Here is a 1,604-nt window from a genome sequence, read left to right as displayed (position 1 = left end):
ACCTGGTTCGACGTTGGCGCTTCAAAGCGGGTACGGGAATATCAACCCGTTGTCCATCGACTACGCCTGTCGGCCTCGCCTTAGGTCCCGACTTACCCTGGGCAGATCAGCTTGACCCAGGAACCCTTGGTCAATCGGCGCAAGAGTTTCCCACTCTTGTATCGCTACTCATGCCTGCATTCTCACTCGTGTACCGTCCACAACTGGATTCCTCCGCTGCTTCACCCGGCACACGACGCTCCCCTACCCATCCACACAGCCGTTGGGCCTACATGTGTGAATGACACGACTTCGGTGGTGTACTTGAGCCCCGCTACATTGTCGGCGCGGAATCACTTGACCAGTGAGCTATTACGCACTCTTTCAAGGGTGGCTGCTTCTAAGCCAACCTCCTGGTTGTCTCTGCGACTCCACATCCTTTCCCACTTAGCACACGCTTAGGGACCTTAGTCGGTGTTCTGGGCTGTTTCCCTCTCGACCATGGAGCTTATCCCCCACAGTCTCACTGCCGTGCTCTCACTTACCGGCATTCGGAGTTTGGCTAAGGTCAGTAACCCGGTGAGGCCCATCGCCTATCCAGTGCTCTACCTCCGGCAAGAAACACACGACGCTGCACCTAAATGCATTTCGGGGAGAACCAGCTATCACGGAGTTTGATTGGCCTTTCACCCCTAACCACAGGTCATCCCCCAGGTTTTCAACCCTGGTGGGTTCGGTCCTCCACACGGTCTTACCCGCGCTTCAACCTGCCCATGGCTAGATCACTCCGCTTCGGGTCTTGGGCATGCAACTCAAACGCCCTATTCGGACTCGCTTTCGCTACGGCTACCCCACACGGGTTAACCTCGCTACACACCGCAAACTCGCAGGCTCATTCTTCAAAAGGCACGCAGTCACGGCCCACCGAGCAAGCTCGGCGAACGACGCTCCCACGGCTTGTAGGCACACGGTTTCAGGTACTATTTCACTCCGCTCCCGCGGTACTTTTCACCATTCCCTCACGGTACTATCCGCTATCGGTCACTAGGGAATATTTAGGCTTAGCGGGTGGTCCCGCCAGATTCACACGGAATTTCTCGGGCTCCGTGCTACTTGGGAAAAGCTCAAGTGAGCCGTACAAGTTTCGTCTACGGGGGTCTTACCCTCTACGCCGGACCTTTCGCATGTCCTTCGACTACCCATACGGTTTCTGACTCACCCGATCGCCGGCAGACGACCGAAGAACTCTCCCACGACCCCGAAATGGCAACCCCTGCCGGGTCTCACACCACTCCGGTTTAGCCTCATCCGGTTTCGCTCGCCACTACTCCCGGAATCACGGTTGTTTTCTCTTCCTGCGGGTACTGAGATGTTTCACTTCCCCGCGTTCCCTCCACATACCCTATGTGTTCAGGTATGGGTGACAGCCCATGACGACTGCCGGGTTTCCCCATTCGGACACCCCCGGATCAAAGCTCGGTTGACAGCTCCCCGGGGCCTATCGTGGCCTCCCACGTCCTTCATCGGTTCCTAGTGCCAAGGCATCCACCGTGCGCCCTTAAAAACTTGGCCACAGATGCTCGCGTCCACTGTGCAGTTCTCAAACAACGACCAGACACCCACCC

1 rRNA gene (only partly in view) is annotated in these 1,604 nt (G+C 57.0%); it reads right to left on the bottom strand.

Annotation, left to right across the window (positions count from 1 at the left end):
* A 23S ribosomal RNA gene (locus AB0K43_RS31230) occupies positions 1–1,551 on the bottom strand (it extends 1,597 nt beyond the left edge of the window).
* Positions 1,552–1,604 lie beyond the last annotated feature (53 nt).

It is taken from the genome of Kitasatospora sp. NPDC049258, from assembly GCF_040678895.1.
Classification (GTDB): Bacteria; Actinomycetota; Actinomycetes; order Streptomycetales; family Streptomycetaceae; genus Kitasatospora.
The sequence above is the reverse complement of the archived record's forward strand: the minus strand, read 5'-3'. Positions and strand labels throughout refer to the sequence as shown.